The sequence below is a fragment of the Micromonospora sp. KC606 genome (assembly GCF_004348675.1).
Lineage (GTDB): Bacteria > Actinomycetota > Actinomycetes > Mycobacteriales > Micromonosporaceae > Micromonospora.
Genome location: NZ_SMKN01000049.1, coordinates 20,408 through 29,524, shown reverse-complemented (window position 1 = coordinate 29,524; position 9,117 = coordinate 20,408). Strand labels below are relative to the sequence as shown.

Annotated in this window: 5 protein-coding genes; 2 read left to right on the top strand and 3 right to left on the bottom strand. The window is 71.8% G+C overall.

The genetic code is table 11. The annotated features are described in order from the left end of the window. Nucleotides 1–26: 26 nt before the first annotated feature. Together E1193_RS13070 and E1193_RS13065 are read right to left on the bottom strand one after the other, a co-directional pair. Entirely contained in the window at nt 27–584 is a 558-nt protein-coding gene (locus E1193_RS13070; RefSeq protein ID WP_132183453.1) for a response regulator, read from the bottom strand. Then, entirely contained in the window at nt 581–4,675 is a 4,095-nt protein-coding gene (locus E1193_RS13065; protein ID WP_132183452.1) for a HAMP domain-containing protein, read from the bottom strand. Before E1193_RS13065 ends, E1193_RS13070 begins: the two co-directional genes overlap by 4 nt. A 506-nt stretch (nt 4,676–5,181) precedes the next feature. Here E1193_RS13065 and E1193_RS13060 point away from each other — a divergent pair. Beyond that, nucleotides 5,182–7,251 carry a SpoIIE family protein phosphatase gene (locus E1193_RS13060; protein ID WP_132183451.1) on the top strand — a complete coding sequence of 690 codons (2,070 nt, stop codon included), beginning with the start codon at nt 5,182–5,184 and terminating at the stop codon, nt 7,249–7,251. Nucleotides 7,252–7,290: 39 nt separating this feature from the next. Continuing rightward, a complete protein-coding gene (locus E1193_RS13055) occupies nt 7,291–7,722 on the top strand; it encodes a hypothetical protein (protein WP_132183450.1) in 432 nt (143 codons plus the stop codon). 14 nt (nt 7,723–7,736) lie between these two features. Here E1193_RS13055 and E1193_RS13050 read toward each other — a convergent pair whose 3' ends face one another. Continuing rightward, on the bottom strand, nt 7,737–9,110 hold the full coding sequence (locus E1193_RS13050; protein ID WP_132183449.1) for an FAD-binding oxidoreductase: 1,374 nt from the start codon (nt 9,108–9,110) through the stop codon (nt 7,737–7,739). Between the last annotated feature and the right edge of the window lie 7 nt (nt 9,111–9,117).

Here is a 9,117-nt window from a genome sequence, read left to right as displayed (position 1 = left end):
GGCTGGGGCAGGTGGAACGGGACGGGTCAGGGTGTGGTGCCCCAGCGGGCCTGTTCGAGAAGGTCGACGGCCCGGTCGCGGGCCTCCAGGCTGTCGTCGGCGCGCAGCAGCATGGTCGCCTCGTCCACCGCGTCGGTGAGCGCTCGCCACTGCGCGTCACGCTCCCGCACCACGTCGGACTGCGCGGCAAGCTGCCGGGTCTTCACCCACAGCTCCACGAAGACCGAGACCTTGGCCCGCAGCACCCACGGATCGAACGGCTTGGTGAGGTAGTCCACCGCGCCCACCGCGTACCCGCGTAGCGCGAGCTGGGCGTCCTTGTCGGCAGCGGTCAGGAAGATGATCGGCACGTGCCGGGTCCGCTCCCGCCGCTTGATGTGGCTGGCCGTCTCGAAGCCGTCCATGTCCGGCATCTGGGCGTCCAGCAGGATCACCGCGAAGTCGTCCACCAGCAGCTGCTTCAGCGCGGCCTCGCCGCTCTCCACCGCGACCGACTGCACCGGAAGACCCTGGAGAATCGCCTCCAGCGCCATCAGGTTCTCCCGACGGTCGTCGACCAGCAGCGCCTTGGCCGTCTGCGTCACGAATTCTCCTCGCCTCGGCTGCCGCTGATCCAGGCGGCCATCCGCTCGATCAGCTCGTCCAGATCGACCGGCTTCGTGATGTAGTCACTGCCACCGGCCGCGAGCGCCGACTCGCGGTCGCCCGGCATCGCCTTCGCGGTCAGGAAGACGATGGGCAGGTCCGCGAACCGGTGGTTGCGGCGAATCTGCCGGGTGGTCTCATACCCGTCCTGGTCGGGCATCATCGCGTCCATCAGCACGATGTCCACCTCCGGGTGCTCGGCCAGGAGACGGACACCGTCCGCCCCGTTGTCCGAGTACAACACGGCCATGCCGTGCAGTTCCAATGCGGAGGTCAGCGCGAACACGTTCCGCACGTCGTCGTCGACGATCAGCACCGCGGCGCCGTCGAGCTGGCGGGTCGCCGGGACCTCCGGCGGCTTGGGCAGCAGTTCCAGCGGCGGCATCAGCAGCGACGAGGGCAGCCCCGCGCGCTGCGGCGACGGGGCCTGCGGCGCGACCACCGCGTCCGGGGCCAACACATCGGGTACGAACAGTGTGAAGGTCGAACCCTGCCCGGGAGCGGACGTCACGGCTATCGTGCCCCCCAGCAGCCGCGCCAGGTCCCGGCTGATCGACAACCCCAGCCCCGTCCCGCCGTACCGACGGCTGGTGGTGCCGTCCGCCTGCTGGAACGCCTCGAAAATCAGCCCCAGTTTGTCGTCCGAGATGCCGATGCCGCTGTCGATCACGGTGAACGCGATCACCTGCCGCGCGTTTGTCAGCGCCGGCACGTCGAAGACAGCGTTCTCCGGCGCCACGCCGATCCGCAACGTCACCGCACCGTCGTCGGTGAATTTCACCGCGTTGGAGAGGAGGTTGCGCAGGATCTGCTGCAACCGCTGGGCGTCGGTGACCAGGGCCGGAGGCAGCTCCCTGGCCAGTCGTACCTGGAACTCCAGGCCCTTCTCCTCGGCCTGCGGGGCGAACGCCTGCTCGACGTAGCCACGGATCTCGTCGAACCGGACCTCGGTCGGTTCGACGTCCATCCGGCCGGCCTCGATCTTCGACAGGTCCAGGATGTCGTCGATCAGGGAGAGCAGGTCGGAACCGGCGCTGTGGATGGTGCGGGCGAACTCGATCTGCTTGCGGGTCAGGTTCTGCTCCGAGTTCTCCGCCAACAACCGGGCCAGCAGGAGCAGCGAGTTCAACGGCGTCCGCAGCTCGTGGCTCATGTTCGCCAGGAACTCCGACTTGTACGCCGACGCCCGGGTGAGCTGCTGCGCCTTCTCCTCCAGGCCGAGCCGGGCCAGCTCGATCTCCCGGTTCTTGGTCTCGATGTTGCCCTTCTGCTCGCTCAGCAGCTGGGCCTTGTCCTCCAGTTCGGCGTTGGTGCGCTGCAGCTCGGCCGACTGGTCCTGCAACTCCAGCGCCAGTCGTTGCGACTGCGCCAGCAGCTCCTCCGTCCGCCGGTTCGCCTGGATGGTGTTGACCGCCACGCCGATGGTCAACACCAGCCGCTCCAGGAACGCCAGGTGCAGCTCGGAGAAGCGGGCCACGCTGGCGAACTCGATCACCCCCAGCAACTCGCCCTCGAAGAGGACGGGGAGCACCACCAGGTCGGCCGGAGGCGTCTCGGCCAGCCCGGAACGCAGGATGAGCCGCCCGTCGGGCAGCGCGTTGACCCGGATCGTCCGCCGGGAGAGCGCGGCCTGGCCGACCAGCCCCTCCCCGGGGCCGAAGGTGACGTCGTGCCCCCGGGCCACGTACCCGTACGAGGCGGTGAGCCGCAGTCGCACCGAGCCGTCGGAGGCGTCCGCCAGGAAGAACGCGCCGAGCTGCGCGTCCACCAGCGGGGTCACCTCCATCATGATCATGCGGCAGACCTCGCCGAGGTCGCGCTGGCCCTGGAGCAGGCCGCCGATGCGGGCCAGGTTGGAGTCGAGCCAACCCTGTTCGGCGTTCTTCTTGGTCGTCTCCCGGAGGGTGACGATCATCTGGTTGATGTTGTCCTTCAGCTCGGCGACCTCGCCCTGCGCCTTGACGGCGATCCGCTGCGTCAGGTCACCGCGGGTCACCGCGGTCGACACCTGGGCGATGGCCCGCAGCTGCGTGGTCAGCGTCGAGGCGAGCTGGTTGACGTTCTCGGTGAGGTCGCGCCAGGTGCCGGAGACGCCCTTGACCTGGGCTTGACCACCCAGCTTGCCCTCGGTGCCCACCTCACGGGCCACCCGGGTCACCTCGTCGGCGAACGACGACAACTGGTCGACCATCGTGTTGACGGTGGACTTCAGCTCCAGGATCTCACCCTGCGCGTCCACCGTGATCTTCTGCGACAGATCGCCCTTTGCCACGGCGGTGGAGACCTGGGCGATGTTGCGCACCTGGGCGGTCAGGTTCGACGCCATCGAGTTCACGTTGTCGGTCAGATCCCGCCAGGTGCCGGCGACGCCGCGCACCTGGGCCTGACCACCCAGCTTGCCCTCGGTGCCCACCTCACGGGCCACCCGGGTCACCTCGTCGGCGAACGACGACAACTGGTCCACCATCGTGTTCACCGTGGACTTCAACTCCAGGATCTCACCCCGGGCATCCACCGTGATCTTCTGCGACAGATCACCCTTTGCCACGGCGGTGGAGACCTGGGCGATGTTGCGCACCTGCGCGGTCAGGTTCGACGCCATCGAGTTCACGTTGTCGGTCAGATCCCGCCACGTACCACTGACGCCCTTGACCTGCGCCTGACCACCCAGCTTGCCCTCGGTGCCCACCTCACGGGCCACCCGGGTCACCTCGTCGGCGAACGACGACAACTGGTCCACCATCGTGTTGACGGTGTTCTTCAGCTCCAGGATCTCGCCCTGCGCGTCCACGGTGATCTTCTGGCTCAGGTCGCCCTTGGCGACCGCCGTGGAGACCTGGGAGATGTTGCGCACCTGGCTGGTCAGGTTGCCGGCGAGCTGATTGACGTTCTCCGTCAGGTCCCGCCAGGTGCCGGACACCCCGCGCACCTGGGCCTGACCACCCAGCTTGCCCTCGATGCCCACCTCACGGGCCACCCGGGTCACCTCGTCGGCGAACGACGACAACTGGTCCACCATCGTGTTGACGGTGTCCTTGAGCTCCAGGATCTCGCCCTGCGCCGCCACGGTGATCTTCTGGGACAGGTCACCCCGGGCCACCGCGGTGGAGACCTGGGCGATGTTGCGCACCTGGGCGGTCAGGTTCGACGCCATCGAGTTGACGCTGTCGGTGAGGTCCTTCCACGTGCCGGCCACGTTCGGCACCTCGGCCTGACCACCGAGCTTTCCCTCCGTGCCCACCTCACGGGCCACCCGGGTCACCTGCTCGGCGAAGAGCCGCAGCGTGTCGGTGAGCGAGTTCATCGTGTCGGCCAGTTCGGCGACCTCGCCCCGGGCACCCACGGTGATCTTCTGGCTCAGGTCACCCTTCGCCACCGCCGTGGCCACCTGGGAGATCGACCGCACCTGGCCGGTCAGGTTCGAGGCCATGGTGTTCACCGAGTCGGTGAGGTCCTTCCAGGTGCCGGCGACGCCGCGGACGTCGGCCTGGCCACCCAGCTTGCCTTCGGTGCCCACCTCACGGGCCACCCGGGTCACCTCGTTGGAGAAGGACGACAGCTGGTCGACCATCGTGTTGACCGTGCGACCGATGCGCAGGTACTCGCCGCGCAGCGGGCGGCCATCGATCTCCAGCGCCATGTGTTGGGAGAGGTCGCCGTCGGCCACCGCCACGATCACCCGGGCGATCTCCGTGGTGGGGCGACCCAGGTCGTCGATCAGCGAGTTGATCGCCCGCTGCCCCTCCGCCCAGGAGCCGTCGAAACCCTCCTCGTCGAGGCGTTCGGTCAGTCGCCCGTCCCGGCCGACGATCCGGCTGATCCGGCGCAGGTCGAGATGCTGCCGTTCCTGGAGCGCCACCACGTCGTTGAAGGCGTCGGCCACCTCGCCGGCCGCGCCCGCCCGCCGGGGCAGCCGCACCTTGAAGTCACCGGCCCGCACCCGTCGCAGCGCCTCCGCCAACTCGACGAACAGCGCCTCGTGCTCGGTAGCGGATGGATCCGCAGTCACCGACTGTTTCGCGCTCATCATTCCTCGCTCAGCTCGGGGCCTCCGGCGCTCGTGGACACGCCACCCATCCCATCATTGTCCCCACCTGGATGTCGACGCCACGAACGCCACGTGCACGCTCCACCCACCCACCCATGTTGGCGGGGTTCTCGGCGGCGGCGGTGAAGCCCGGCCTCCCCTGACCGGGCCGGTCTTGCGTGCCGGCCGCACCGCGAGACTGGCCCGCACGACCGGCCGGTACGACCCGGCCGCACCGCACCGCACAGCCGCACCGCACGCATGGTCGGCCGGACCCGCATGATCGGCCGGACCGCATGGCTTCATCTGCCGCATGTGGCGGTGTCAGTGGTTCACAACACCGCCACATGCGGCAGTCGGAGTCCGACGAGACCGGCGGTGTGGCGTCCGTGGCCCCGACGCCGTATCGCCGGGCAGGCAGTCGGGGCAGGTCCGGCGGGGTGACCACGAAGGTGGGGCAGTCGGAAGCCCGGTTTGGCACCCGGGCCGTGGCGGTAGAGGATACGGGAGTGTCAGCGGAGGCGACGCCCGCGGCGGACGGCAAGCGGGACGAGCACGTCCGGCGCATTCGCCTGCCCGCCGACCGGCGTACGCCCGCCGCCGCCCGCGCGCTGGTCCGCTCCGTGCTCACCGAGGCCGACCTCGACGACCTGCTCAACGAGGCGCTGCTGCTGACCACCGAGCTATCCACCAACGCGGTGGAGCACGCCCGCACCGAACTGGACATCGAGGTCGTCGCCGACCCGATCGGGCTCACCGTCACCGTCACCGACTTCGCCGCCGGCCCGGTGGACGAGATGGTGGTGGGCATCCGCAACCACACCGACGACATCGGCGAGGTCTCCGAACGGGGGCGCGGGCTGCTGCTCGTCGACCACTTCGCCAGCCGCTGGGGCACCACGTACCTGCCCACCGGGAAGGGCGTCTGGTTCCGGCTGGACCGGTCCGGGGGCACGCAGGCCGAGACGGCGGTACGCGAACACGTCCCGACCAGGGCCGGGGAGGGCACCGCCACGGCGAGTTCCGCGCCGAGCGCCGCCGCGATGAGCGAGCTGACCCAGACCAGCCCCGACCCGTACGCCGAGGACCCGTTGCCCGACTTCGCCGCCGACCTGCTGACCCGGGTCGCCGAGATGGTGGGCGCGGCCGGGGGCGTGGTCCGGCTGGACCGAGGTGACGGGCAGGGCACCCAGGTGCTCGCCCGGTACGGCCGCCAGCCCCGACCCGGCAACCGACTGCTCCAGGTGCCGTTGGCGGTGCACCGCCCGTACGCCGGGGAACTGGAGCTGGACGCTGCGCCCTCGGCGTACGCCAGGCCCCTGGCGGTGCTCGCCGCCGAGCGGCTGTCGCTGCACCTGGAGAACGACCGGCTGCGCCGGGCGGACCTCCGCCGACAGGCCTGGCTGACCTTTCTCGCCGAGGCGAGCGAACTGCTGGCCCAGTCGCTGGACGTCGAGCTGACCATGGCGCTCATCCCGCAGCTGGTGGTGCCCAGGCTCGGTCAGTGGTGCGCGGTGCACACCACCGACGAGTGGGGCCGGCTGCGGCTGGCCGCCTCCAGTCACGCCGACGAGTCGGTCCTGCCCCAGCTGCACAAGGTGCTCCAGGAGATCGGCCCGGATTCGGTCCAGGCCCGGCTGCGGGAGGCGTCCCGCAGCGCCACCCAGGTGCCGCTGGGCTCGCCGATGGAGGGCTTCGCCGTTCCGCTGATCGCCCGCGGCCAGCGGCTCGGCACCCTGGCGGTGGGCCGGCACGTGCGGCACCGGCACGACCCGGACGAGGTCGCCGTGCTGGAGGACGTGGCGCGGCGGGCCGCCCTGGCGATCGAGAACGCCCGGATCCACGCCGAGCGCCGACGGGTGGCCCAGACCCTCCAGCAGTCGCTGCTACCGCCCGGGCTGCCGGTGGTGGAGGGGATCGGCTTCGCCGCCGAGTACGTCCCGACCGGCGACGATGCCGAGGTGGGCGGCGACTTCTACGACGTGGTGCCGCTGCCGGACGGCCGCTGGCTGGTGGTCATCGGTGACGTCTCCGGCAAGGGCATCCAGGCGGCGGCGGTGACCGGGCTGGTTCGGGACGTTATCCGGGTGCTGATCGGCGACGGCAAGCCGCTGCCCGAGGTGCTGTCCCGGCTCAACGAGACTCTGGTCGAGCGAGGCGGCGGCCGGTACTGCACCCTCGCCCTGGCCGCCGTCGGCCCGGCCGGACGCGGGCAGCTCGACGTGTCGCTGCACCTGGCCGGCCACGACCGTCCGGTGCTGCTGCGCGGCACCGGCGGCGCCTCCTTCGTCGGCATCGGCGGCACCGCGCTGGGTCTGCTCGACTCGATCACGTCCCCGACGGCGGAGATCCCGCTCGCCCCCGGCGACGCGCTGGTCTTCTACACCGACGGGGTGACCGAACGCCGGCGCGGCCGGGAGCTGTTCGGTGTCGACCGGCTGAGGGACGCCGCCGCTCCGCTGGCCGGGTACTCGGCGGACGTGGTCGCCGCCCGGCTGCGGGCCACCGCGATCAACTTCTCGGTGGAGACCCCGCGCGACGACATCGCCATCCTGGTGCTGCGCAACGACGCGCTCTGAGGCTGCCGGTGGGCGTGTTCGGCGCGGTACGGTGACCCGATGTCGAGCGCAGTGAATGTCCACCAGGCACGCCTGCCCCGGGTGGGTCTCATCCTCACCGCCCACCTGCTGCTGGCCGGCGCGTTCGTGGCGGTGGTGGCAGCCTACCTCGGCCGGATGGTCAGCGCGGGCGTCGGACCGGCCGAGATGCTCACCGGGCAGTACGACCCGAAGGACATGGTGCCCTTCGGGATGAGCGGCGCGAACCCGTTCTTCTGGCTCTACGGGGCCGTCTCCCTGCTGTATCTGTTCGGCATCGTGCTCGGGCCCGTGATCGCCCTCTACACCGGCACGGTGCTGGCCCGTGAGCGGCACCGATACCCGGTGCGCGCCCGCCGTCTGCTGCTCGCCGCCATGGTCGGCACGCTGGTGCTGACGGTGCTGCGGTTCACCCCCGCCCTCGACTCCATGCACCAGTGGTGGCTGGACTGATCCACCCGAGCGGTCTACAGGCCGCCCGGCAACCGCCCCGGGGCGAGCCGTCGGTGCGGGTCGAGGTGGTCCTTCGCGGCCCGGAGCCGGGGGATCGCCGCCGCCTCGCCCCACACGTCGACCGCACGCCGGACCGCCGGGGGCGCCGCGACCACCACGCACCGCCCCCGGCGGGCCAGCAGCACCCCGCGGACGGCGGCGAGGACCGCGGCGACGCGCTCCTCGGGCATCGCCGCGGGTAGGGCGGTGTGCACCACACCGAGCCCGGCGGAGCCGCGTACCGGGACGGGGACGCCGGCCGCGTCGCGCAGCGCGTAGACAGCGGCGTGCAGGTCACTGGTCGGCATCTCGACACGCAGCGCCGTGTCGCCCGGCCCGAACGGGTAGCGCCGCCACCAGTGCGGGGCGGCGCTGTCCACCGCCGCCTCGCCCTCGAAGAGCGCCACCAGCCGGTCGACCCGTTCGGCCACGTCGGCCGGACCGCCCTCCAGCAGTACCGCCAGGGTGCCTGACCCACGGCGCGGCGCGCCCGCCCGTCGCCCCGCCACGGAGGGATGGTTGGCGCGGGCCGCGGCGAGCGCCGACTCCTCGCGGGGCGACGCGGCCCCGGCCGCCGGCAGGTCCAGCTCGACCGCGGCCGGATCGAGCCGGGCGGCGAGCACCGCGCGGACCAGGTCGTGCACCTCAAGCGGCGTCCACACCGGACGCGTCACCCAGATCCGGCTGGCGGGCGCGGCCTGCACCCGCACGGTGGCCGACACGAGCACCCCGAGCCCGCCCTGGGAGCCGCAGAGCAGCCGGCCGACGTCCAGCCCGACCGGCACCGCCCCGGCCGACGGCTCCGTCGGGCCCACCCCGGCCCCGACCAGCTCGCCGTCGGCGGCCAGCCAGCGCAATCCGACGAGTTGCTCGCACGCGGTTCCGTGCCGGTGCCGCAGCGGGCCGGCCTCGTCGGCGGCGAGCACCCCGCCAAGGGTGGCTCCGGGCGAGGGCGGATCCAGCGGCAACCGCCGGCCGGTGCGTTCGAGGGTGGCCTGGACGGCGCGCAGCGGCGTGCCGGCGCCGATCTCGGCCACCGGCGCACCCGCCGGCTGGTGGCCTATGCCGGCGAGCCGTCCGGTGTCGAGCAGGATGTCTACCCGCCCGGGCGGCACGCCCCAGTCAATCTTGGTGCCGGCGCCGCGCGGCACCACGCTCAGGTCGTGCCGGGCGGCCAACCGCAGCACCTCGGCCGCCGCCTCCGGGCCGCCGGGGACGGCCACCCATCGGGCAACCCGCCCGGCCACCTCGTCGGCGGCGCCCGCCCGGCGGGCGAAGGACGGACCGCATATCGCGGCCAACCGCCGGGTGATCTCCGTCGCGCCGGTCGATTCCGCTGCTGCCGCCATGCCGGAC